This is a genomic window from Bacteroides sp. An19, assembly GCF_002160215.1.
In the GTDB taxonomy this organism is placed as follows: Bacteria; Bacteroidota; Bacteroidia; order Bacteroidales; family Bacteroidaceae; genus Phocaeicola; species Phocaeicola intestinalis.
Window position 1 is genome coordinate 1 of the sequence record NZ_NFKD01000032.1, and the last position, 25370, is coordinate 25370.

General features: G+C 40.0%; 25 protein-coding genes. 18 read left to right on the forward strand and 7 right to left on the reverse strand.

The window, feature by feature from the left end; genetic code table 11:
* Positions 1–251 precede the first annotated feature (251 nt).
* From umuD to mobC, 6 genes are all read right to left on the reverse strand, one after another.
* The gene (gene umuD, locus B5F25_RS21215) at positions 252–698 is read right to left on the reverse strand and encodes a translesion error-prone DNA polymerase V autoproteolytic subunit (RefSeq protein ID WP_140400143.1); all 447 of its coding nucleotides are present in this window, start codon (positions 696–698) and stop codon (positions 252–254) included.
* Positions 695–979: a hypothetical protein gene (locus tag B5F25_RS21220; protein ID WP_140400141.1), complete on the reverse strand. Its 285-nt coding sequence runs from the start codon at positions 977–979 to the stop codon at positions 695–697. The genes umuD and B5F25_RS21220 overlap by 4 nt, the downstream gene beginning before the upstream one ends.
* A gap of 140 nt (positions 980–1119) precedes the next feature.
* The gene (locus B5F25_RS12255) at positions 1120–1407 is read right to left on the reverse strand and encodes an HU family DNA-binding protein (protein ID WP_087249878.1); all 288 of its coding nucleotides are present in this window, start codon (positions 1405–1407) and stop codon (positions 1120–1122) included.
* 56 nt (positions 1408–1463) lie between these two features.
* Positions 1464–2414 carry a hypothetical protein gene (locus B5F25_RS12260; protein ID WP_087249879.1) on the reverse strand — a complete coding sequence of 317 codons (951 nt, stop codon included), beginning with the start codon at positions 2412–2414 and terminating at the stop codon, positions 1464–1466.
* Between the two features lie 11 nt (positions 2415–2425).
* On the reverse strand, positions 2426–3823 hold the full coding sequence (locus B5F25_RS12265; RefSeq protein WP_087249880.1) for a relaxase/mobilization nuclease domain-containing protein: 1398 nt from the start codon (positions 3821–3823) through the stop codon (positions 2426–2428).
* Between the two features lies 1 nt (position 3824).
* Complete coding sequence (gene mobC, locus B5F25_RS12270; RefSeq protein ID WP_087249914.1) at positions 3825–4133, reverse strand: plasmid mobilization relaxosome protein MobC; 309 nt, start codon at positions 4131–4133, stop codon at positions 3825–3827.
* A 567-nt stretch (positions 4134–4700) separates the two neighbouring features.
* On the opposite strand from mobC, the gene B5F25_RS12275 reads away from it, so the two are divergent.
* On the forward strand, positions 4701–5393 hold the full coding sequence (locus B5F25_RS12275) for a ParA family protein (protein WP_087249881.1): 693 nt from the start codon (positions 4701–4703) through the stop codon (positions 5391–5393).
* A gap of 1 nt (position 5394) precedes the next feature.
* Complete coding sequence (locus tag B5F25_RS12280; protein ID WP_087249882.1) at positions 5395–5844, forward strand: DUF3408 domain-containing protein; 450 nt, start codon at positions 5395–5397, stop codon at positions 5842–5844.
* A gap of 110 nt (positions 5845–5954) precedes the next feature.
* On the opposite strand, the gene B5F25_RS12285 is transcribed toward B5F25_RS12280, so the two are convergent.
* Positions 5955–7463, reverse strand: a complete 1509-nt coding sequence (locus B5F25_RS12285) for a Fic family protein (RefSeq protein WP_087249883.1) — start codon at positions 7461–7463, stop codon at positions 5955–5957.
* Positions 7464–8393: 930 nt separating this feature from the next.
* Between B5F25_RS12285 and B5F25_RS12290 the strand changes: the two genes are divergently transcribed.
* The 16 genes from B5F25_RS12290 to B5F25_RS12385 all read left to right on the forward strand — a co-directional run bounded on the left by B5F25_RS12290 (position 8394) and on the right by B5F25_RS12385 (position 25365).
* Positions 8394–9539, forward strand: a complete 1146-nt coding sequence (locus tag B5F25_RS12290) for a hypothetical protein (protein WP_239466100.1) — start codon at positions 8394–8396, stop codon at positions 9537–9539.
* A gap of 226 nt (positions 9540–9765) precedes the next feature.
* A complete protein-coding gene (locus B5F25_RS12295) occupies positions 9766–10371 on the forward strand; it encodes a Crp/Fnr family transcriptional regulator (protein ID WP_087209042.1) in 606 nt (201 codons plus the stop codon).
* 294 nt (positions 10372–10665) lie between these two features.
* On the forward strand, positions 10666–11253 hold the full coding sequence (locus tag B5F25_RS12300; protein WP_087209039.1) for a hypothetical protein: 588 nt from the start codon (positions 10666–10668) through the stop codon (positions 11251–11253).
* 217 nt (positions 11254–11470) lie between these two features.
* Positions 11471–11836, forward strand: a complete 366-nt coding sequence (locus tag B5F25_RS12310) for a hypothetical protein (RefSeq protein WP_087209033.1) — start codon at positions 11471–11473, stop codon at positions 11834–11836.
* 28 nt (positions 11837–11864) lie between these two features.
* Positions 11865–12197: a hypothetical protein gene (locus B5F25_RS12315; RefSeq protein ID WP_087209086.1), complete on the forward strand. Its 333-nt coding sequence runs from the start codon at positions 11865–11867 to the stop codon at positions 12195–12197.
* 313 nt (positions 12198–12510) lie between these two features.
* A complete protein-coding gene (locus B5F25_RS12325; protein ID WP_087249884.1) occupies positions 12511–15117 on the forward strand; it encodes a TraG family conjugative transposon ATPase in 2607 nt (868 codons plus the stop codon).
* Positions 15118–15329: 212 nt separating this feature from the next.
* Complete coding sequence (locus tag B5F25_RS12335) at positions 15330–15926, forward strand: hypothetical protein (RefSeq protein WP_087249886.1); 597 nt, start codon at positions 15330–15332, stop codon at positions 15924–15926.
* Between the two features lie 4 nt (positions 15927–15930).
* On the forward strand, positions 15931–16980 hold the full coding sequence (locus tag B5F25_RS12340) for a hypothetical protein (RefSeq protein WP_087249887.1): 1050 nt from the start codon (positions 15931–15933) through the stop codon (positions 16978–16980).
* 5 nt (positions 16981–16985) lie between these two features.
* Entirely contained in the window at positions 16986–17645 is a 660-nt protein-coding gene (locus B5F25_RS12345; RefSeq protein WP_087249888.1) for a hypothetical protein, read from the forward strand.
* Positions 17635–18915, forward strand: coding sequence for a conjugative transposon protein TraM (traM, locus tag B5F25_RS12350; RefSeq protein WP_087249916.1), 1281 nt, complete (start codon positions 17635–17637; stop codon positions 18913–18915). The genes B5F25_RS12345 and traM overlap by 11 nt, the downstream gene beginning before the upstream one ends.
* A gap of 181 nt (positions 18916–19096) precedes the next feature.
* A complete protein-coding gene (locus B5F25_RS12360; RefSeq protein WP_140406930.1) occupies positions 19097–20191 on the forward strand; it encodes a DUF4138 domain-containing protein in 1095 nt (364 codons plus the stop codon).
* 1 nt (position 20192) lies between these two features.
* A complete protein-coding gene (locus tag B5F25_RS12365; protein WP_087249890.1) occupies positions 20193–21659 on the forward strand; it encodes a DUF3945 domain-containing protein in 1467 nt (488 codons plus the stop codon).
* Positions 21660–21669: 10 nt separating this feature from the next.
* Positions 21670–21861, forward strand: a complete 192-nt coding sequence (locus B5F25_RS12370) for a hypothetical protein (RefSeq protein ID WP_087249891.1) — start codon at positions 21670–21672, stop codon at positions 21859–21861.
* Positions 21858–23069, forward strand: coding sequence for an ArdC-like ssDNA-binding domain-containing protein (locus B5F25_RS12375; protein ID WP_087249892.1), 1212 nt, complete (start codon positions 21858–21860; stop codon positions 23067–23069). The genes B5F25_RS12370 and B5F25_RS12375 overlap by 4 nt, the downstream gene beginning before the upstream one ends.
* 18 nt (positions 23070–23087) lie before the next feature.
* Positions 23088–23411: a single-stranded DNA-binding protein gene (locus tag B5F25_RS12380; RefSeq protein WP_087249893.1), complete on the forward strand. Its 324-nt coding sequence runs from the start codon at positions 23088–23090 to the stop codon at positions 23409–23411.
* 10 nt (positions 23412–23421) lie between these two features.
* Complete coding sequence (locus tag B5F25_RS12385; RefSeq protein WP_087249894.1) at positions 23422–25365, forward strand: TraM recognition domain-containing protein; 1944 nt, start codon at positions 23422–23424, stop codon at positions 25363–25365.
* The last annotated feature ends 5 nt before the right edge of the window (positions 25366–25370 follow it).

A 25370-nucleotide genomic window follows, 5' to 3' on the forward strand; every position in this document is an offset into this window, starting at 1 on the left:
GGCTCAGGGCGAACAACTTTGTAGAAAACATCTTTTCCACATGTATGGCACTGCATAATCTCAGAATTAAAATCAACCCTTGGAACTATCATAACTAATTTACATAAACTCTAATATATACCTCTGACTGAAGTAAGGCTGGTTCAACATACTGGAGGCTATTAAGCCAAAAATCACTTGGTATAAAGTCATGAGCTTCAAGATTAGCGTCAGTCCATATATTTAAACATCTTCTCCCTGCAAATTCCTTATCATCTTTTTTTAAGCTGCCTTTTGATGTTATATGTAAGAACCCCCCATATCAGGAAGTTGTTTTCTTCGGTAATCTTAATGGGTGAATATTCCTCATTGGCCGGAACAAGCCATATACAGTTTTCTTTATCATCAAAACGCACAATCTTCAGCGTGAACTCACCGTCGATGAAGGCCACGACAATGTCACCGTCCTGAGGATCCAGTGACTTGTCTATGACAAGAAGGTCGCCGTCATCAATGCCACAACCCTTCATGGAATCACCGGAAGCACGGGCATAAAAAGTGGTGGCAGGATGGCGTATCAGTACCCTATTCAGGTCTATGCTGTCAGTCATGTAATCCTGGGCCGGAGAAGGGAAACCCGCCCTTACACCTTGATCGGCAAACGGCAATGGCAGTTCACTGCTAAGATCGGCAGAAAACATTGTAAGTTTAACATTCATCCGAGCAACCCTTTCTCAACCATTTCCTTTCGGAGGATTTCTTTCTCTACTTCTGTCATATCAGCAAGTTTTAATCTATGAGGATTCTGTTTCTGATATTTCTTGACATCTTCTATCACATTCTGGAAGTCATATAAAAACTCACAAGAAGCTCCATGTCTTCTGTAAATTTCTAATGCAGCCTCCAACACTTCCACAGTGCAGGAATCATCACCCTGAAATACAACAGCCGGTATTTCATTAACGAGGCATTTTCTTAATAAAGCTAGTTGATCTTTCATATAGCCACTATCCTATCTATTTATCATTATTTCTGACTGGTGTATAATAATATTATAGTTGTGTAACTTTATCCTGTCTTTATGTCCCTTACAGATATTTGTAAAGGACATAAATGGATAGTTGTGCAAAACTATCCCTATTATATGCCTTTCAATCTGCTTATAGAGTCTATAAACTCTTTGGCCGGTTTGAAAGCAGGTATATTATGTTCTGGCACAATTACAGTAGTGTTTTTACTTATATTACGAGCAGTCTTTTCTGCCCTATGCTTTAAGATGAAACTTCCGAAACCTCTCAAATAAACAGGCTCCTGATTTTTCAATGAACATTTCACTCCAGTCATAAATGCCTCTATTACTGTTAATGCTGTTGTATAATCTATGCCTGTGGCAGAAGATATTTGTTTAACCAATTCAGATTTAGTCATATTGTTATTTATAAAGGTTGATAATAAATATATAAAAATGGATGCAAATATAATAATTAGGATGCATCTAACTTCAATAAGGACAAATATAATGAGTCACCCCACAAATCAAAGTATAAGTAAAGCAATGGCTTTAAATAAGACCGAATAGCCGGAACCTGCAAATATATTTTCTTATTAACCATAACGCATGAAAGCTTTTCATATCCCTCTGGTATATGCTTATTAAGTAGAGAGATAAAGTTTATTATCTTCTGAGGAGTAGGCCAGTTCAAGAACTGAATGAGCACATTCATTTCATCACAATACACAGATAGCTTATATGACATATCATGTGAAGAAGCAAATGAAGAAATAAAAAGCAGTGCCTCTAAATAATTGCTTCCGACCATTACTTTTATATCCCGTTCACAAGATATTTTAGACAAAACATAATCAACCAGCAAAGGAGAAGATGAAGCAAGTAAATAACCTGTAGAGTCCGGATCACCGGACTTGTCCAGTCCAAGGAACAAGATAGGATTCCAGCAGATATATACCGAACCGGACTTGTCTGTCCGTATCGAAGCAAGACACTGTTTGTCGTCAAATAAAAGTTTTGTAATCCCGTTTACAGAATCAAACTGAAAAAGATTGCGATAGGCATTTTCCCCTGACTTATCCTGATGTATGGATTTAAGCAAATATCCATGCAACCCCGAAACATGCTTGAGCTTTACATTGGTTTCCTTAGCTGATACATCAAACAAATAATCAATTATCTGCTGCCTGCAGCAACGTACTGGTAGAGAAAATTCTTCGCACTCCTCCTTGGCCTCAAAATTGGCATTGAGTAATTCAGCCAACACATTTATTGAAAGGTCAGTAAAACCGCACAATTCCATACAGCAAAGTACGTTATTTTCATTACAGTAAATTACATAACCTCTATTGTTGATTCTATATAGGCGAAAGAAATCGCCATGCTCAACCGGAGTATATTTTTTTAAAAGAGTTTGAAAATTCATATTTGATAATTTTAAAGTGACAAATCATTGTTTTTATGTTTCCTTTTACGTTTGGCTGGCAGAAAATCATCTTCCTTATTTTTCCTGCCGCCTCCTGTAATATCAATATCTGGAATGAAAGGTAAAGAAGAATGTGACATATATTCATTGTCGCGTTCCAAAGACTCTCGCCACTCCCCTACCCTATGAATCGTGTTGTCATGTAAAAACGGATCACTGGAGAAATGTCTCTGAATATTTGCGAAAGAAAATTTTCGCGATATGTCTGAGGCCTTAAATTCAAATGCCATATCTATATCCATAATAGAAAAAGAGAGACCATATACGCCTTGGCTATTCACATGTTCTTTTATACCTATACCGGATTCTCCCAATAAACGCTTAAAATCTTCATAAGAAGCGGATTTTCCCAACATCAGGTTCAGTTTATTAAAAATGAAATGCTTCTGTTCATCGTAAGACATAGACCTTACATCAAAGTTCATATTTCCATATCTGAATTTCTGAGGTAAGGATGTATCCTTAATATAGAATGAATCTTCAGACAAGCCATACACATAATATGACTTGTCTTTTTTACTTGTCAGACGCATATATACTCCATCCTTTTGCAGATTGGACCTGAATTCCTGAAAAGTATTGCTCACGGCATAGGCTTTATCGAGTCTGCATAAAAGGTCCTCTTTATATAATGACTTCATAAATCCACCTTTTTTGAGAATGGAAAGAATAGCATCATACTCATGATTGCCTAGAACAGACATCCATTCTTCATTGCTCAGTCTTGATTTGAATAATCTATCGCCAAGCAGCTCTGATGCACCAGATGAGGATAAAATAGTCATCACCCTATCTTTAACAGCATAATTTCTGGCTGCCTTCTTCAAAGCATTATCAAAATAGTAGCGTTGTCCGGAAATTGAAGACAACCGTTCTTTTGTCTTTCCATTTTCCGTAAGACTGATAAGGTTATATTTCTTTTCAAGATCTCTCGCCAGTTTTTCCGACCGTTTATAATCCAAAGAATTCGATACGGATTTCCCTTCGGAATCTATGCGGCTGTGCAATATATGAACATGGGAATGCTCCTTGTCGATATTTAAAATGACCGAATAGCAACAGTTCCCATACCCCATTTTTTCCATATATTCTGTCGACAGATTAACCCAATCATCATCAGATAGTCTTTCACCGGGAGAAAGATTCAAAGTAATTTCAGAATAAGGCAGTTTCACCCTGTCATTAAGCGAAGAGAAAAGAAACATATACTCTGAAAATGAAGTTAAGGCATCACCCGTAGAATTGAATAATTCTTTGGCTTCACCTGAAGATATTTTCTCCAGTTGGTATTCGATTTTTCGGCACAATGTTGACATGGATGAAAAAGCCGGTTCAATTTTAGCAATCATTTCATACGAGTTTTTTTGTTATTTCTGATATCATATTTAACGAATCATGTATCTCCTGAAGGTGGATTTTTATGTTATCTTCATGAGGTATCAGGTTAATTTGTTTTGCTATCTGGTTAAGATTGTTACCTATTCTCTTCAATTCTATAACGGTTTGAATATCGGTTTTCGTAACGACAGAACCTTTCAATGACATATTGCGCACATAAGAAGATATATTCATATCATGTCTTTTTGCCAAAAAAACAAGCATCTCTTTCTCCTTTTCTGTCAACCTCAATATAATAGATTGGGTACGTTTTTCGTTCATAATACAAGTCCTAAATTTGTGAGTAAAACGAGCAGAATACATCAACTCGGTTGATGCAAGGAGTTTTTGTATATACAAAAACATACCTTGCGTGTACTAATGTAATAAATATGATTATGGTAAGCAATAATACTGAAGAATTTTCGTGATTTAATTAATCTGGATTAAAAAAACAAAGGTATAAAGAGTCCAAATATAGCGGAAGTTACTTTGTAACATTGTAACATTTGCAACAAAGTAACTTTGTACATATTATACATAGCAAACAATGTTACATTGCAACATTTGTACTAATGTACTAATGTGCAAATATTACATTAACACATTAGTACTTACTTACTTTATTACTTACTTTATTTATTTCTTTCTTTATTAATATATTAAATATTTTATTTCTTATTTTCTTTATATCATATTAATGTATGTATTTAATTTATTATGTACGATATGTATTACTTATATACGTTAGGAATAAATATCTTTCTTTTTCACGTAATAAATTATGTTATTTCTTGCATTATTAATTTCTAAATTTTATATTTGCACAATAACTAAATTTGATAGATTATGGGGAAGAAATTACCTGGTATAACGTTAGCATTCGAAAACCCCAAAGGTGGGGTTGGAAAATCAACACTGACTGCATTATTCGCAGGCTATGTACACTCATTGGGTGAGGACGGCATAAAAATTGGAGTTGTGGATATTGACGACATGCAAAATACAATGGGAAGGCTTCGCCAATCCGAAAGTGATGAAAGCAACAACTTGAAGGAAGAATACGAAGTAATGAATATTTCTTCCTCAGAGTTCATCAACCAGCTGGATTTCCTGAAAGAAAGTTTTGATGTCATATTAGTTGACTTTCCGGGTAACCTTAAACAAAATGGTGTGGTAGAAACCTTGCATTTCATTGACATCGTTATTATGCCTTTTGAACCGAACAACACGGATTTAAGTGCTACTTTATACTTCTATGATAGTGTATATAAAAACATCATAAAGGCACGAAAGGAAAATGGCATGAAGACAACCGTAAGAGGTGTGATGAATAGGGTAATGCCAAATGTTCTGGAGTTTAAGGAAATAATTAAAAATAAGGAAAATCTACCTTTCCAGCTCATGGAAAGCTATATCAAAGATTCGAGGGTGGATTATCAGAGGAACCTGTCAACATTAAGCAGCAATTACCATCATCCGTGTGACCAGTTCTGTGAGGAAGTGATAGAATTAATCAGCAAACATATTGAGGAGGAATAACATGGGAAATAAGACGACATCAACCGGCATGAGCAAACTCTTGGCCAATGCATCCAAGATGGAAAAGGAAATAAAGGAAACGGAAAATGTGGCTCCTACAATAACAACGAATCCGGAACTAGCACAAAAAGAAGAAGGGCAGCAAGAAATAAAAGAAGCTGTTAAACCTGAAAACGTACTTTCGGAAAAAAAGGATAAAGCCATCCAAGAAAATGTCGAAAAGGACAAAGAAGCCAACCGAAAAGAGGAGTATAACTTATTATTCCAGGAAAGGAAAATAAAGGAGGTGGAAATGATCCGCATCTCAAAAGAAACACATGGCAAACTTAAGAGACTTGCAAATGTTTCAGGTGTAAGTATGCATGTGTTAGCCACCAATATTCTTGAAGCCGCATTTGAAAAATACAATAAAGAAATTCAAGCGGCAGTAAAGAAGTATATGAATTTATAGGATTTTGAATCTGACACATAATCAAAACCGAGTAATGGGCAAAGCCGGTACATCAACATTACGGCTTTGCCCGATAATTTCCTTGGCAAAATTGCAGATTCCACTGAGGTTTAGCGCAATAGAGAGGCGATAACCCTTGTAAAGTCGGATATGTCACCTTCGACACTCGCTTTCTCCAATGCCTGCATATATTCGTTTCTTCTATCAACTGGAATGACTGTCCAGTTATAACCGCCGGAAGCAAGCATCGTATTTAGTATAAAACGCCCCATGCGTCCGTTGCCATCCATATACGGGTGAACGAATACAAAGAAGAAATGCCCCAATACAGCCCTGACAGCCGGACTGGGTTCATTCTTCAATAAGTCGAAAAGGACATCCATCGCATCATTGACAGCGGTAGGAGGGAGGGGTATATGCAACGAGCCGCGTATATACACCTGTCCTGTACGATACCCGACTAAATCTGATGGCTTTAATATATTCGCAACAATGAAAGGAGACCACATCTCAAAATACCAGTTCCCGTGAGATTCCTCAATGGCTTCACCCGGATTCTTACCTTTCAGGATTTCCAATATGGTACGTTTTACCTCTTGAAATGCCTGATAATAGCCTCGCGCAACCAACGCATTCTTTTGCTCTTTATCTTCACTTTCCGGTTTCCAGTCTCCGGCACCTACCTTTGCAATCAGTTCGGGAGACACTTTGTAGCCTTCTATGGAAAGCGAATGATAAGCATCCTCAGTATACCTCTCATCGACACTTTTCAGATACCCTTCTATATCAGCATTCATTCCTGGAGCCTTTGGGAACAATGACAATACTGTTTTTCTCATATTCTCCCACATAAGTCTCAGCCGGGTGGCATAGGGGGAAATCTGATAAGTTATAGGAATGGCAGGAGTGTGGCTGAAAGGGTCTTCTTCAACCACATTATACCCAAGTCTTTTCATAAACTGCATTATGGCATCAGCGATTTTGTCATTCCCTATATTACGGAAAGCACCGACTATTCTACCTGCTCTTAATGAAGCTCCTTTCTCCGAAAGGATTCTGATAAGGTCAGAAGCATCTTTTACCATTGACAGACAGGTGCGTGCGGCTACCTCTTCCGTCTGAAAATAGGAAGGGGAGGCATAAACCAGCCCTTCAGCCAATGAATACATATTCACACCATATAAAGGATGCTTGGTAATCTCTGCCGGAACATCCGCTTTCAAGTCAAACAGAGAAGTACCATACATCAGTTTTATCATGTTATTGTTGCCATGCGGGGAACGTATAATCGATTGTACGGGAATCGTGCTCTTCCCGGAATGGATGTCAAGTGACTGTTCAGGAGTCAGGCACCACTCATTTCCGAACCGTTCTGTAGCATATTTAGCCACAAAATACCAGTACGAGGTGTACCATACTGTTGTGTCCCCTTCTGCACCCGGTCTAGAAGAAATATACCAGCCTTTCATCACTTCCTGTAAATATCCGCTTTTAAGCAGCCTGTTCAGGTGGGTACGGCTGATTTCATTTGTTCCTTTCAACACAACACATGTTTTATCGTCCTGTAAAGCTTGCAGCACCTTTAAGGACTCAACCATTTTTTCCGCTATCGTTGCCATATAATAGAATCACAAGTTTTTTATTGTTTGCAGTTACACGTTTTATTTGATTTGCAAACACACGTTTTTATTTGCAAATATAAAAATTAAAATCCATAACTAATTATTAATTAAAGAAATAATTTTTATATCGAATAAACTATCAGGTTTTCTAGATAAATGCATGTAAGCCATCGTTAACTTATATACTAACATAACAACCGGACAATTCTTCACAACTGGCACTGCCAGCGAAGGCAAGTGGGACACTTTTACACATCTGCAGGAATAGCTTATTTTTCCTGTAAAACCCCAACTGTTAATAAAGCAAAAAACACAAAGGTTCTCTCAGATAATATTTTTCCGAAAGTATGTATCCATCAGTCGAAGCATTTGTTTTTATTAGGTTTTTAGGATATTAGGAAAATGTGGGATGGTTTTACACATCTGGTAAAATCAGGAAATCCCCGCAAGCTGCTTTCAGAGGGAGCTTTTAGGGATTTTGAAAAAAGAGAGAAAGGACACTTTTACACATCTGAGGGATAATCTGGGACACTTTTACACATCTGCGAAGATCAAACGGGACACTTTTACACATCTGCGAAGATCAAACGGGACACTTTTACACATCTAATCGGAGTAAACGGGATGGTTTTACACATCTAATCGGAGTAAACGGGATGCTTCTGCACATCTGCAAAGGTAAAAAAAAGAGGTGTCAGGACGTTTTTGCACAACTAATGAAGGAAAGAAATTAATCCAAACAGGAAAAATACAATGTTTATTTTTGCACCAGCCATTTGGGATGCGATTTATATTGGCTTACAGAAAAAGCAAGTGGGACACCTTTACACATCTGGAGATAGAATATAGTTATCTATTAGCTATTTAGTGTATTATTTATACACTAAATGAATAGAAAATCGCTATATTTGCGAACAAATGGCGAAAATGATGGCTGAATCTGAACAATATAAAGAATTAAGCAGGGTACCACGCACACTTAGCGAGCCCTACAATGGTGATAATCTTGATCTGCTGATTGAATCAGGAGGAACAATCATGCATGATATTATAATTTTTGCCGCCAATACACAAATGAAGGACTTGTTTGGTGAAACTTGGTTTTCAATGGAAGACTTCTGCACTGTAATGGGGTATGAGAGGACAAAGCTCCAGCGTAAATTGACCGAAGAACAAAAAGCGAAAACATTTGGCGCAATTAAACCAGTCTATAAGACCGAATATGCGGGTGAACAGATAGAGCACCCCATAGAGACTTTTTTTGAATCCGCCTTATTCAGTTTAGGGAAGAATACACTCAGTGTAGCCTATAATGTCAATGGAGCCACAAGATACAAATTTATCCCTATCTTGGAAAGCTTCGACATTAAGGACAATTTTGGGACAAAGAAAAAGACCAAACGAATGTATAAGGTCAACCTGAGCAAAGAGCTGAAGAATCTGATGTTTACTGGATATAACCTGATAGACCTGAAGGATTATAGGAATCTGCCAAACAAAAGGTCTTACAGGAAATTCTATCTGAATTTATCAAAAATGATTTTTCTTATCAAGCACAAGATTCAAGCCGGTCAGGAGCCCGAGTTCACTATGACCGTAGATGAATTAGCCAGGCATTTTGACATTAACATCGCTAATAACCATGACCGCAAGAAAAAGGTGGTTACAACACTAAACGCAATTAACAAGAATCTGACACAAACGAGGTTCGAATACGAATTTGTTAAAAGGGAAAATGAGAAATGGGCATATAGTATCAAATTCAGATTTTCCGAAGAAACGCTCAAATACTTCGATGAAAAAGCAAAGGCTATAATAACCTCCCAATATTATGAAGGGCTAAAAGATGCCTTCTTAAAGAAAAAGGGTGTGCAAGTATATGAGACCTATAAATATAAAGATTGCTTCGTATTCGGCAGCGGTAACTTTAATGAGGAATTTACAGAATGGGCATACAGCGATGCCGACAAAGAACTGAAGACTGAGATATACAGAAACATTTATATTAATGTTATGAAAATGCCGCCTAAAGAAAATTATACTATAAATATGGCAGATATTAGGCCTAGATAAAGTATTAATGAATAACTTTTCATAAATTTGCAACGGATTTCCATGAAAAATGGGAGTCCGTTTTTTTACATACATACAGCTGCCAAACGGAAGAGTGGTGTCAGAAGTTAAACTATAAAGCAGCTGCGAACCCGTACCGGATAATGCGGCGCGGGGAAGCAGTGCTTTATAAGGGCCACACCACTCCCTCGTTTGGCAAGGCGGAACCGTGCCATTACATAAATTTATGGCACCGACACAAATAACTAGACTTATTGATGAGACCATCAAGAAGATGGGGCTTCAAGAACACATCTGTTTCACACAGGAGGAAAAAGAGTATTTTGAAAAGAATTTCGAATCTTTTCATTTGAAGAAAGGACATTATCTGATTACTAAAGATGAACTGGTGGAACATTTCTATTACCTGGAAAAAGGAATCCTGAACATCTGCTTTCCGGATTCCAAAGGTGGGTTTATAAATGCAAGGTTTATGGATGACAGGGCATTCATAAATCCTTTTTTCCTGCACAATCCAGAACACAAAGCCTGTTACAGCATAAAAGCGAATACAGACTGTAAGGTATGGCGAATGAAAAAGCACAGAGCTTTTGAAATGTTCGCTGAATCCTTCAATTTCTGTAAGCTCACTATTTTCCACCTTGAAAAGTCTCTCATGCACAAAATAGAAAGAGAGGAAGGAATACATTGTATGACCGCACACCAAAGGTATGAAAAGGTACTAAATAAAGAAAAATGGCTTTTTAAGCATGTGCCGTTAAAAGAGATAGCGAGATACATCGGAATAACCCCTCAGGCTCTCAGCAAAGCTAGAAAAAAGATCTTCAGATAACCCCATGGAAAGGGCAGGATACTTTTACACAACCGGTATCCTGCCTTTTTTTATTGTCTAGCCATTATATGTTTTACATCATAGGAAAAAATGAAACTAGATTAATAAAACGACATACCGCTGAAATTAAAAAATCATTTTATTTGCAGTTACGCATATTATCTATATGTTTGGACAAAATCAAACAATTTTTGTAACAGATTGGACGAAATTCGATACAATTACTAAATTAGAATATGATAAAACATAAAAATAAGAAACTAGATAATATTAACTTTAAAAACAGAAAGCACTATGTACAGCAACATGAAAATCGTAATACTGATTCTCCTCCTATTCGCGGGAGACAGTATGGTCAAAGCACAGAGACACTATAAGAGGATTTCAGCTTTAGAAGGAAGTTATGGCACCAACATATTCGGGAAAGCCGATAAGGCAGCAAATATATCATTCTCTAAATACATTGACAGGACATCCTACTGGAAAGCAGGATTGAATTATTTTGAAAATAGTTTCGAGTATTCGGTCAATACAGACGCGAGCCAATCCCTAGGGAAAATGACTGCCATGCAGAGCCGGGAGCGGGAAGAGACAGCACGGAACTGGTTTATAAATGGCAGTTATAACCGCACAATAGTCAGCAATCTTAAATCAATTTACTGGAATATAGGTATTGGTTGTTTTCTGGGAACAGAATACACCAAACATCCATCAGAAGAATATCAGTTTATCGTAGGTCCGGAAATCGGGACTGAAGTGGAATTTTTCATATTGCCAAAACTCGCAATCATCGTCGGAATAAAAGAGATGTGGAGCCCGTTGTCTATAAAGGAATGGAACACGGTATGGAATGCGGGATTGAAGATTCTTCTTTATAAATAAGAGCCATGTTACTTTTTGTCTTATTGCAAGCCAGTACAGATGTATCCGGCCTGATATCGTTGTACCGTGAAGTAGGTGCAATGCTGGTTGGCATTGGCTTTGTTTGTGCAGGTTTATCTGTACTTAAAAAGCTGATAACCAATCATGAAAAAACAAAGGAGGCTATTATCACCTATATAGTAGCATTGGTTGTCTGGTTATTAATATGGTCTTTGGTATGAGCATAGCAGATGTTATTATACTCATTGTCTTCTCACTTGGTATCTATCATTTTGCGACTAAAAGGAAAGGCATGAAAGAAAGCCGAAACGAGAATAAAGATCAAATACCAGGAGCAGCAAGTGACAAAAGAGAGAAAATACAGGAGAATGCACCGGTTATCAGGGTAATCTTCCAGGTTGAGAATACTGAGGAAGATGACCTGGCAAAGGAGATAGCGGACATGTTCCTTGACGGCAGGACCTACTACTACAGTGGGAAAAAACCGGAGGAGACAAAAGGGAAAACGGATGATACAGAAATGGATAAGTTCATAAAATTTGAAAATGTGCAATGGAATATGATCAAAACAATACATGTATAAACTTTAAAATTGAAGAATTATGGAAGTACTGAAGCAATTAAAAAAGAGATTTGAGAAGGTAAACAACAGTGTAAGCAAGTGGGCATTAGGGCTTATGTTTCTGTTCATGGTTGCTGCCCCGATTGAGATTGAAGCACAAAGCGGCCTTAAGATAAGCAGTCTTTCGGAAGTGACAGACACCGCCAAGGAAGGAGCGGACACGATTCTGGATGTGGCAAAATACATACTTGCTGCCGTTTTGGGTATTGCGCTGGTATTCGTTATTTACTCCCTTGCAACCAATAACCCGCACGCCAAGGAATACCTTTTAGGATGGATCATTGCTGTTGTAGTGATTATGGTTGCCTTCCTGATTATCTGAGTCATGAGAACCATGAGAAAAATCAACAAGCCGATTAAATTCTTCGGTTTGTCATCCGGACAGTTCGGAATATTCATGCTAATAGTGGCCATCACGATCATCGTATGCATATTCAAGCAACTGCACCCACTGGTCATTACGCTCTTACTCAGCGGAATAGTATTCCTTTCCGGACTACTGTTCAATACCTTAAAAAAGGAGCACAAGGCCGGGAACCCGGATTTTCTCACAGGGTTGAGTGTACGGAGTGCAACACCCCGAAAAATAGTAGATAAAAACAAGATTTTCAAATTCATTCTAAACTGAAAAGCCAATGGTCACACTTATCATCCTGACAAGCGTTGTCATTTGCATGTTAGCTCTTCTCATAGCAATCCTGTATATGCGGAATGAGGAAGTGCAAGTAACAGACAAGGCCACTGATCTGGCAGACATATTGCCAATACAGACCATCACCCAGAATGCGATCATCAATGGGAACGGTGACATCACAGTAGGGTACAGGATGCTTCTTCCTGAAGTGTTCACACTTTCGGAAAAAGAAGCAGACTATATCCATGAGAGACTTGAAGCTCTTTTAAAGATGCTTCCGGCAGGAACTGTCATACATCAGCAGATATTCTATTACACAGGAGAGTACAACAATCAGGAATACTCAAACAATGCCCTGATAGCCGAGAACAACCGGCATTTCGACGGTAAGGAAATACTGAACAGTTATACAAACCTGTATTTGACATTTACAAACGGGAAAAAGAACGGCAAGATAAGAAAGAGTGCGACCAACACATCACTGCTACGAAGATTACATTACCCGTTTAAGCAGCCATACAGGGATTATGAAAGACGAATGACCGATATGGAAGCCTCACTCCTTAATTTCGAGAATGGTCTGGCATCTATCCAGCAATTCGAAATCAGGAAGATGAACAGCAAGGAATTGAACAACGCTGTTTACGATTACATCAATCTGTCTTATGACACACCGGTAGAGGATGCTACGGAAAAGGTTGTAAATCCGATGGCCATCACTCGGAACGGCGAAATGAAAATCGGTCAGCAATACGTATCTATGCTTTCACTGACCATTGAAGGCGAGCACCTTCATGAACTTTCCGTTCCGCACACAGGTAAGGCGCGTTCATACGGGGGGAACATTGAGATACCTGACAGTATCAAGAGCAAATGTTCCATGATTTATCCCGTAGGCCTTGGATTGCCGTTTAACCATATCGTAAACGTGGTAATCGAAATCACTGATCCTGATGCGACAGTAACCGCAATAGGGGCAGAGAAAGACGCCTTGAACTACATCACGAACTTCTATCCCCCTGCAGCAGAGAAGCAGAAGGAGCAAGGGTTGTTCTGTGAAGAGATTACGAAATTTGATTATCAGACCGCATACACATCGTTCAATGTCGTTATCAATGATACGGACAAGACATCCTTGATGCGTAAGATAGCCCTTGTACAGCAAGGTTTCTCGTTTATGAACCAAAGCGGTTGTTATACAGAGAATGCGGAACTGTGCAATCTGTTCTTTACAAACATACCGGGTAACGCCAGAGCCAATTACAGAGGTTTCATCAATACGACCAAGCAGGCTATCTGTTATTTGCAGAAAGAAGGCATGTATATGTCAGACATGAAAGGACACATATACAATGACCGTTTCGGCACACCTGTAAAGATAAACCTATGGGACTATCCGACCTTGAACAACAAGAACAGGATCGTTATCGGACCGTCCGGTTCCGGAAAATCCTTCTGGCTGAACAACTACATTCTGCAAAGCTATGAACTGGGGAGGGACATCATGATCATAGACATTGGTGGGTCATACCGTTCAATGATAGCCTTGAACGGAGGTAAATATTTCGATTCTACGGAGCAGAAGAAGTTTGCGTTCAATCCGTTCCTATGTGACCGTGACAAGAACGGGAAATATCTGTATATCGACACATCGGATGCAGAATCAGCGGATGACCAGATAAAGACTATTGTAGCCATAATAAGCTACATCTGGAAGGCAAGGGAACAGATGATGCCGGCTGAGACGGCCATTCTCAGGAAATCCATAATTGGGTTCTATGATCACGTGAACAACTCATCAGTAGGCCAGAGCAACGAGAGGATATTCCCGGACATGAAAGCATACAGGAAATACCTTCAGGAAGTTTTCAGGAACAGGATGAGCGATTTTGAGAAACAAAAGTTCGAAATAGAGGAGCTTATTCTTCTGCTGGAGCCATATACAGACGGTGAACTCAGTTTCCTTCTCAACGCAAAAGAGAACGTGGACATCGTTCATGACAAGCTCATAGCATTTGATATGGAAGATGCATCGAAAAAGGAATATTTCCCTCTTGTGGCCATCATCACCCTTCAGATGATTGTCGACAAGATAAAGAAACGGCAGGGAATGATGAAGGAGCTGATTATCGATGAAGCCCTTGATTTCCTTCAGGATGAAAAGTTCGGAGATTTCATCGCCTATCTGTACCGTACATTCAGAAAGAAAGAGGGAAGCATCACACTGGCAGCACAGAATATACTTTTCCTGAAGAATATGCCATCAGGAATAAAAGACTCAATCATCATCAACTGTGCAACCAAGATAATCCTGGACCACTCGGAACATCGCCAGAACCTACCGGAAATCCAGTCCGTCTTATCTATCAATGACGAAGAAATCTATATGATAGAGTCATTGCAAAGAACAGACCGGTGGAGGGAGTTCTTCATCAAGATGTCAAATGATGCATTCATTTTCAGGAATGAGGTTTCGGACTTTGCAGCAGTGGCTTTTGATTCAAAACAGGCGACTGTAGTCAGGATTAAGCAATTATTCAAAGAAACAGGCTCGACCTATACGGCCATAAACTTATATCTGGAAGAAAGGAGAAAGCAATATGGATGACGCGACAGCAGGATTAACGGAGTTGTTAAACTACAGCACTGACATGAACACAAGCATGAACAGTGCAGCCCCTAGTATAGCGGGTGCATTATTAGGCATTGCCCTGATCTTTGTAGTATGGGCTTTGTCCACAAAAAAGCAAAATGCACGTACATACCTGATAGCATGGGTTGTATGTGTAATATTTACTATCACATTTATCATCTAAGCTTATGAAGAGGATATTAGGAATGCTCATCGTCACGACAGCCATGCTGTTTGTCAGCACAGGGAAAGCGGATGCCCAGTGGGTAGTGCATGATCCCGGACATACCTTACTTAATTCTACCGAGTGGTACACCAACGTAAAGAAATGGATTGAACAGATTAAGGAGATGGAAGCAGCCCAGAAACTGAGGGAAGGTTTGCAGAACATCGACAAAATGAAGGAGCTGAAATCATTGAAGGAGCTTGCAGACCTGTTGGATGACGTTGCCTGCCTGAGCCAAGATTACAGCTTTTACATGAACGTAGGTTCCAATTACCACTGTTTGAAGTTCCTTAACTTCCAAAGAGTAACGGTCAACCTCAGTGTCAGTACCGACCTTCTGATGAAGGTGGCAACGGTTACCAGCTATTTCTCGATGAACTCGGAGGGAAGAATCTCCTTTATCGAACAGGTAAAGGAATCTGTGGAAAAGGCTGCTGATGAAATGAGGGAGTTTAACGAAGCAGTGAGAAGCACTGTCATTTATAAATCAATGAAAGGACACAACCGAAAAACCTATTATCAAGGTCGCCTTTCAGCCTATACAAGATATACCAACTAAGCCTATGAACCAAGACAATTTTTTGTGGGGACTCCAGATTACAGACGGACTCACAATGGAGTTAGTATCCAAGATGACAGTTATCGCATTCGGAGTTGCAGTCATCTGTTTTATTTGCAATCTGGCTTATAACTATCTGTACCACGGAGCCAGTCAGTTGTTGACTTCAAATGAAGACAGGTTCCCGGACATGATGGAAATAGGACGCTGTCTTGTACTGTTTTTCTGCCTGACAATGTATAAGCCAATCGCACAGACCATTGTCGGCACAATGGAAGTGATCAATGAAGCCACATCGCTATCCTCTGAGAGAGCCAATGAATTTGCCCAGTTTATGGCTAAGGCAAGCAATGACCAGGGTGAAATGATTGCAGAATATGAGACCAATTCACTTGAAGCGGAGGTCGCAGCCGGGGAGGACACAACTGGCGCCATGCAGCATGAGCTTGACAAGAAAGCGGAAGAGGATGAGACAACAGGTCTGAGAGCCAGTATAGAGAAAATTATCACTATCCTCAATCCTGCAAACCTTGTTGCACTTGTGATACATGCTGCGGCGGCATTAATTGTCGGGGTTATACAAATCATCATTTTAGGGTTAGGCGTTGTCATTGTAAAGATTTTGGTCATACTCGGGCCGTTTGTCTTTGCATTCAGCATGCTGCCTGTATTCCAGAAGCAACTCTCCGTATGGTTCGGTACACTTTGTTCTTCGTGTATGGTATTCACTGTGATAAACATACTCAATCAGATTATGTGGCAAACTTTAAAGGCACTATGCGAATCACCGGCCGACTTGGTTGACATGGCAACACAACAGTTACAATATCTTGGCATGGATCTGGCTCTTATCGGTGCTTATTGCAGCTGCTTCTGGCTTTCGTCAAAGATTGTCGGACACAGCGATGCCGGGAAGATTATCTCTAAGGTCATGTCAATAGCTACAACGGCAGCCACAATCGCCTTGCTTGGCGGTGCCGGTGCAGCAGCCAAGGCAACAAACGTAGGTGCCGCGGCATCAATTGGAGGAAGTATAATCGATGATAAAAAATAACCGATATGGACTTGATGAAATTTAAAGGAGTAGACAATGCTGTAAAAATGACTATAAGACTGTCAATAGGCTACTGTGTCATTCTTACGATAGCTTTTATCACATGCATCATCTATCAGACCATAAAGCTGGAGAAAGCTTATAGCCAGGCATTGGTCATTGACAAAAATGGAGAAGTATATAAGGCAAGCGGTATGCCTGCATCAAATATGAGAAGGTTTGAATACATAAACCATGTCAAGACCTTTGTAGGCAAATGGTATGCATTCGACGAGAACACCTATGAGGGAAATATCGCAAGTGCCCTGAACCTTATAGGGAACAAAGGGAAAGAGCTTTTGAACGAATACAATGATGTGAATATGCTCAATTCCCTTGTTCAGAAAAACATCAGATACGGGGTGTCTATTGACGAGATAACCATTGATATGGGAACTATTCCGGTAACCGGAAAAATCCTTTTCACGCAGACGGGATATAGAGCCAGAGGCAAGGTTTCAAGAAAAGTGGAAGCAGAATTCTCCATCTATGATGTATCAAGAAGTGAGGAAAATGCCCACGGGGCAAAGATAGAGGATTGGATAGTGCATTATTCAGCACCTATTGAAGACAACCAGGAAGAATATAATAACCAACCAGAAAATTCGGATGAACATGAAAACTAACAATTTTTTGAAAGACAAGAACAAGCTTCTGATGATTGTACCTATCGTATTAGGAGGCTTATTCCTCTATGTATTCTTTGTCCATGACGCATCTTCTAAGGAAGCTGTTGAAAACGAGAAAGAGAATCAGAATGTGTTGCTGGAACCTGATTCAGAAGCAAAGGACAAGGCTCTCAATAAAGTTGAAGCCTATAAGCAGGATGAAAGAGAAGAAAGGGAGAAACAGAAAATCATGGATGAATCACAGGTAAGAGGTTCAGATTTCTATTTCGACCTTCAGAACAGGAATGAGAAATATGACCAAGCAACGCTGGAAAAAATAAGGAAAATGAAAAGAGACCCGTATTCGGATGTGATGGGTGAGTATGGCAGCAGTGACAGTCATCTTTCGGAGCAGTTGGAAAAACAGCTTGCCAGCATTGAAGATGAAGAAGAACTGAAAGAGATAATCAGAGAAGCAAGGAAAAACGCAGAAATCCGCAAGGAACTGGAGAGGAGCAATGCCTATAGACAAAAGATTTATAAAAGGATTATAGGTGATGATCAGGGAAAGGGAAAAGCGGAAAATCCCCTTAAGCTCCAACCGGGCAGTGCAATAGACAGCCTTGTGAACAATCAACCAATCTATATAGCTGAGAATGGTAAAAGAGCAAGGAGACAACAGGCAAGTATGCCAAGCAGCAACACCTTATTCAAGGCCTGCATCCATGGTGACCAGACAGTCGTCACCGGAAGTACGGTAAGAATGCGTATGCTGGAAGATGCCGTTGTCTGTGGCATGAAGATACCTGCCAACACTCTATTTTACGGTGTGGCGACATTAGGAGCCAACCGGCTGGAAGTGGTGATAAACAACCTGAAAGTTGGGAACACCATCAGTCCTGTCTCCTTCGTCATCTTTGACAATGACGCTATGGAGGGCTTGAACTTGCCTAACAACATGAAGGCACAGGCGGCTAAAAGGATGCAGCAGGGACTTGTCCAGAATATTGACATGCCTCTTGCCTCCATAGGGACTATGACAAGTGAGATAACCAGTGCCGTAAATGCAACGACTCAGATAGCGAAACAGATATTGAACATGAAGCTTTCGCAAGTCAAGGTCCACCTGAAGAGCAATTATCAGATGTATATACAGGAAGAGACAAAAGAATCAAAACTGAAACGCAAGGCCGTTCAGGAAGAATTGCAGAGGCTATATGCAGAGCTTGAAAAGAACAGCAATGACAATCAGCCACATCCTTTGGAAACATTAATTGACAAGCTATGATTTTGAATATATTGAATTATCTAATTGTTATAGCAGCCCTTTTTTTCGGTTACAGAATTTATCTGTCAAGAAAAGGGGGGAAGAGGTTTACGGAAATAAAGCCACTACTGGTCTCATTTTTAGCCTGCATTGTTTTATTATGGGCGATAACAGTATTCACCGCATTTTATAATTGAAAGTTATGAGAAGGATATATTTTTTTATAGTTCTATGTGTGACCACATTCGGTATAAAGGCACAGAGTCCCGAACAGGAAAGCATCAAAGCCAAGAATATCTACATTTCATTTGATTTTGTGAAACATCTGGTATTCCAGGTACAGGTATCAGACATTGAGGTAGGAGAGAAAGAGCTTATTTCGGCGGAAAGGGTAGAAGAAGCCCCTCACGTTGTCAGATTATGCGCACAGAGTGAAGACTTTGAAAAAGAGACAAACGTAACCGTCGTATGTATTGACGGAAGTGTCTATACCTATCATGTGAAATATATAGCAAACGGTCTTGCCGATCCGTCCCCGAATATCTATGAGGATAACGGTAAATGGGTTCATAACGACTATCAGGCAGATGTCAGTGATATGCACGTTGCCGAATTTTTCTTCCCGTCGGACATTATATACGGGACACAAGGTAACGAGATGTCCTTTACATTGCAGACTTATAACAATCAGCTGAAAGTTTCGACAGCGAAGGATGCCGTTGAGAACTCGAATCTTTTTGTCATTGACAAGAACATGAATACATACAGCATTGTCATCCAGAGGAACGAAACTTCGGTCTTCACTTATAACTATGATGACAAGCGGGAATATACGGCCCATATCGATGTGAACAGTGAGGTGATGGATAAATGCCTCCAAGAATTGAGGACAAAGAAAAGGAACATATACAGTGTTGGCGAGGTAAAGAACAAGTTTGAATTATCAATGTCAAACCTGTATGTACATGAAGACTTCATGTTTTTCATCTTTGACCTGAAAAATAAGTCATATATAGACTATGACATTGAGTTTGTAAAATGTTTTCAAAGAGACATCAAAAAAAGCAAGAACGCCATACAACAGGAAACAACCATTGAACCAATATACACCAAAGATTTTGAAGCAAAGATAAAGGGAAAGAGCGCCAACAGGCTTGTGTTGGGATTTAACAAGTTCACAATCCCAGACAATAAAATCTTTGAAATAGAACTGTATGAAAAAGGTGGTGGCCGACACATGAAACTGGCTGTTGAGAACAAGTATATTATCAGGGCAGAACCTTTATTCGGGAAATGATATGAAACTGAAAGAAGCTTATGAGAACTATTCCTATAACAATATAGGGCAGTTCAGAGCCTTGTCGGAAACACTAGGCTATAAGACCGAATACCATGACGGAAGCTATCGCTTTCACAAAGAGGGTGACAGCATCACACTTACCATGGAAGAAATCAGGTCAAAAGCAAAGGAAAACCGCAATGACCGGCGGACGGAGGAGTCTAAGGAAAAGGTTTGTTCATTCTTTGACAAGAACAGGGCGAATGACCCTTCATACATCAAGGAGCTGAGAAACAAAGGTATCAGTGTGGTACGGTGGAATGACATAAAGGGAGAGAACAAGGACGGGGTCACAATCATAGACCACAACCGTAAAGTATGTTATACCGGTCAGGAACTATACGAATATGCGCATAACACCGGCAACCTGCTGGATGGTAAAGGGACAAAACTGGAGAAGGGCATAATGTCCGACCTTATGGATATAGGCGAAAAAAAGGGAAAGTTGCGCATGAGCGAGAACGGAATTTCCGTCTTTTACCGCAAGGAAACCCTAACCATTCCCGACAGGATGTTGGGGCACAAACTTAACAAGACAGAGAAAGAACGTCTGCTTCATGGTGATATAGTCCCCCTAGATACAAAAAAAGGTACAATCATGCTTCAGGTTGACAAAGATTTAAATTCGGTAATCGTAAGGTCAAACAAGGAAATAAAAATCCCGAATGTGATTGGAAAGACCAACGAATATGAAGGATACAAGCTGACTAAAGCGGACAAATATCTGCTTGCCAACGGGCATACTTTAGAGAGTAAGCTCATGCACAGTAAAGACGGATACATCCTAGCAGACATTTCCCTCACTGATGACAAGAAAGGGATTCAGTTCTCAAACATACAGAGCATTACGGAAGGTAAGGCTCATGAACTGATAAAGGAAATGAGGCCGAAACTTGAAGTTGCTGACCCTGCCATGGGAAACAGGATATCATCCGGTAAAGAGCGTGATATGGACAGTGAATTTAAGGAAGCGGTCGGCAGCAGGGATTTTGAAAAGATAGACAAACTCAGAGAGGAAGGTTACAAGCCAAGTGAGGAATACATAAGAGGCATAGGCAAAGAGCTGAACCTGAGTGACAATGAAATGAAAGAAATCCAAAATGTGTTCCACGTTAAGCCGGATGAACTGGGCGAGCGACAGAAGCAGGCCGCAAGACTATTGGAAGCCGCCTCTACAAGCAATTTCAGAGTCATTCAGGATATTCAAAAGAGCGGATATAAGATAACACAAAGCGATATAAAAGCCATGAGAGAAAACGGAGTACAGGAAAATACCCTCATCGCCGTCCAGAAGATATTCGGTTTGGAGAACAAAGGCAAGACATTAGGTGATGTGAAACTGGCAAGCAGTCCGAAACCTGACAAGACAAAAGAGATGGCCAGACCCATTGCCAATACGGTAAACAAGATGTTCAACGATTTATAAATATATAATTATGGACTATAACGAACTGGTACAGAAAAGGCAGGAAGGTATCATCGACGACCTGGAATTTCTGTTCGCTCAGGAAGAGCTGGCTGAACTATATCTTGAAGACATGAAGTCAAGAGGTGAAAAGCCCAATAATGAGAATGCCGTCAGATGGCTATGTGAATATGAGAATAACCATTTATACGAACAGCTATGAAGGAAGATTCAGCAGGAGACAAGGCATTAAAGCAATTTGCAGACCTTATGATACAGAAAATCAAAGAGGTTGAACATGATTGGAAAAAGCCATGGTTCTCTCCAGAAAGTGGAGGAGGGATGCCACAAAACATCGAAGGTAGAATATATAACGGGATAAACCTCTTCATGCTATACCTTCTTTCGGAAAGAATGGGTTATAGCACACCATTGTATATGACATTCATGCAGGCAAAGGAGGCTGGGGCTTCAATCATGAAAGGAGAAAAATCGTTCCCTGTGATTTACTGGAACTTTTCAGTAAAGGACAAAAACGGGAACAAGATAAACATTGAGGACTATAGGAAGCTGTCAGAAGAGGAGAAAAAGGAATATAAGGTGACACCATATATGAAGACCTATAATGTATTCAATGTTTCTCAGACAAACTATCCGGAAGTCCAACCCGAAAAATGGGAAAAGCTGAGGTCACAGTTCGCTGCACCGGCTCTTAAGGATGAACAAGGCATGTACACCATGCCGTTGCTCGATGCGCTTATCAGAGAAAGACAATGGATATGTCCGATATATCCGAGAGAAAGCGACAGTGCATATTACAGGCGTGGTGAAGGATGCCATATAATTGTTCCGCTCAAGGGGCAGTTTGATACCGGTGAATCCTTTTACTCAACGTTGCTGCATGAGATGGCACATTCAACCGGTGAAACAGGTTATCTGGAAAGGGAAAAAGGAGAAGTCTTCGGAGATTCCAAATATGCTAAGGAAGAACTGATTGCAGAGCTTACTTCAGCAGCCTGTGGTAAAACAATGGGTATATCTACCTGCATCAGGGAGGAAAACGCGATGTACCTGAAGAGCTGGCTATTGGCATTGAGTCAAGATCCGAAGTTCATCTATACCATTCTGTCAGATGTAGCCAAGGCAAGTGCCATGATACAGGAGAAAGTCAACGGGATTGAACCTAAACTGAGCAACGATGAAAAGTTCTTATTGGCTGCAAGTCAAGGGAATGAGGATAAGCTGGAACAGTTGAAAGATGCAGGATATAGTCCTTCGTTGCTTATGATAGACAGGCTAAATGCCAATGTAAGCAACGATGAAGGCAAGAAGGCTGTAAGCAAGGTTTTTGGAATAGATTACGATACAAACCAAACAGCAGAAATGAGTAAGGGGACGGTCAAGTCCGCTGAAATAACAATGAATATTTAACCCTAAAACTAAAAAATTATGTTTACAGGACAATTAATCGGTTATGTAGGTGCAGATGCACGTGCGAACAAAAGTGGTAAAGGATTTTATTTTCATGTGTCTTCAAAGTTCAAAGGGGCAGGAGATACGGAAGACAAGACACTTTGGGTAACATGCTTTGTTAACTTTGAAACAAGGATCATGGAATACATCAAAAAAGGCACACAGGTATATGTGACCGGTGATCTGTTTATTGATGTGTTCAAGAAAGAGGACGGAAGCTGTATGCCTTCAGTAAGTATGAACGTAAACCGTGTAGAATTACTCGGTAAGAGCGAGAAGAAAGAAGAGACTAACGCATAAAGAGTGGATTATGGAAAAAGAGAAGAAAGACTTGTCATTCATCCTGATACTGCTATCTACTCTGATAGGCATAGCTGTACTATTTCAGTGGGCTATAATAAATGGTTTGTATGTACCGGTCAGGAATCAAGGTATGTGGGAAAAACTATTGGTTAAGGGAATCATGTTCCGTTTCCTTTATGTAATTCTCATAGCCGGATTAGCTTTTCTTTTTCCATATAAAAAGCCCGGTGATGAAAGCAAGAAATGGTTTTATACGAGTTTGACCTTAATGACGGCTACGATTTTTGTCGTAGGCTTCAGTAAGCTGTCAAACTTGTATAATCTATTCATATTCCCGGTAATATTCGTAGCCTACACACTGTTAATCATCAAGACCATGCCCTACTTCTTCAGGCGGCATGTCAAGTCCGATGAAAGCATATTCGGGTTGAGCAATGTGGAATCATCTTTCTATTTCAGATTTGAAACAGCAAATGGCCCACTTACCATCCACAAGCCACAACAGAATATATATATAGACGGAGGTCCCGGCTCTGGTAAATCGGAAAGCTGGATTAAAGGTATGATATATCAGTGTGCGGAAAGGAATTATGCCGGATTTATTTATGACTGGGAAGGTGATCCGACCAAAGACAACTCACCGATTCTATCAAGGATAGCATACGGGAGCATTGAATACTTCAGGGAACAGGGTAGGGAGGTTCCTGATTTTGCATACATAAACTTTATCGACATGTCAAGAACCGTCAGGGTTAATGTACTGTCGCCAAAGTATATGTCCAAAGGGAATGAGTCTTTATTCATCAGAAACATCATAATGACCCTGATGAAAAACCTGGAGGCAAGCTGGAAAGAAAAAACGGATTTCTGGGCGAACAATGCAATAAACTATGTCTATTCTATAGCTTATAAATGTTTCAAGGAGAAAGACCTTGGCATCTGTACCCTTCCACATGTCATTGCCTTTGCCTTATCGGACAGTAATCTTGCATTTGAATGGCTTTCTGAAGATCCGGAAATAGCACTGAACATGTCCTCGATGCTGACCGCATGGAAACTGGGTGCCCAGCAGCAGACAGCCGGAGCTGTTTCTTCAGCGCAAACGCCACTTGTGTTACTGAACAACAAGTATATATTTTGGGTGCTGTCTCCGCTGCCTGAAGAAGAGTTCTCACTGGATATAACAAACAAGGAACATCCTACACTTCTATGTGTAGGTAATGCCCCGACAATCAAGGAAGCCGTATCACCGGCCATCAGCTGCATAGGCAGTGTGCTGATGTCTCAAATGAACAATCCGGGAAAAGCAACAAGCGTATTCATGGTTGACGAGTTTCCTACAATCCTTCTGCAAGGTATAGACACATTTATAGGTACAGCACGAAAACACAATGTTTCCACCATACTGGCCGTACAGGACTTCAATCAGGCAGTCAGGGACTATGGAGAAAAGAGTGCCAATATTCTCAAAGCCTCCTGCGGAACACAGGCTTACGGAATGACCGGAAATGAGAAGACAGCCAAAGATATAGAGAGTCTGTTCGGAGAGAAGAAGGAAACCCAGGAAAGCTATTCACACCAGGAAAGTGGCGGAGAAAGTCGAACGGAAAGCCTACAAAAGGAAAAAGTCCTGAAAGCCCGTGAAATAGCCGGACAGTCAGCAGGACACTTTATCGGGAAGGTAGCCAGCGGTCAACCACCTTTCTTCAATGCACAAATGAACATGTGCCGTTTTGAAGAAAAAGAAATACCACCTTTCTCTCTCCCGGTAAGACTTGATGAAGGTAACGAAAAACTCGAACTGGACATTCTTGAAGAAATCGTGCAACAGAATTATATTAAGATAATAAATGATGTAAACGAGGTCTTGAAAGGCGTTGAAGAAAAAATCAAAAAACGCAATAATCCTGATACTACACACAATCAGAGACAAGAAAGAAATTTTAATTAACTAAT